We start from the raw sequence: 438 nt of genomic DNA, 5'->3' as shown, positions 1-438 counted from the left end.
GACGTGTCCGTGCCTGTCCCGACCTCGTCGGGCCCGGCTGCGCCGTCCGTGCCGGCGTTGCCGGCCGAGACCGTCGCCCGAGTAACCGGGACGGCAGGGCGGTCGCGCTCGGAGTCGACCCGCCGCAACTATGCCGCCGACTGGCAGCGGTTCACCGCCTGGTGCCAGCGCGAAGGGCATGCCGTGTTGCCGGCGCATCCGCTCACCGTCGCCGCTTATCTTCACGACGCGGCCGCCACGGTGACGGAGGCAGGGGAGCGGGCCTACTCACCCTCGACGTTGGCACGGTGGGTCGCCGGGATCGGCTACCACCATCGCCGCGCCGGCCATCCCACCCCCGGGGCGGACGAGCTGGTCACCGCGACCCTGTCCGGGATCCGCCGGGACTACGCCGCGGCGAGGGAACGGCCCCGGACTCCGCGGGCGCCGCTGCTCACC

Annotated in this window: 1 pseudogene; it reads left to right on the top strand. The window is 74.9% G+C overall.

Annotation, left to right across the window (positions count from 1 at the left end):
* Positions 1-9: 9 nt before the first annotated feature.
* A pseudogene (locus R1101_RS0125420) lies at positions 10-438 on the top strand (integrase); the annotation flags it as partial.

Source organism: Rhodococcus sp. R1101 (genome assembly GCF_000278445.1).
GTDB classification, from domain to species: domain Bacteria; phylum Actinomycetota; class Actinomycetes; order Mycobacteriales; family Mycobacteriaceae; genus Rhodococcus; species Rhodococcus gordoniae.
This window is presented reverse-complemented; position numbering and strand designations above follow the sequence as displayed.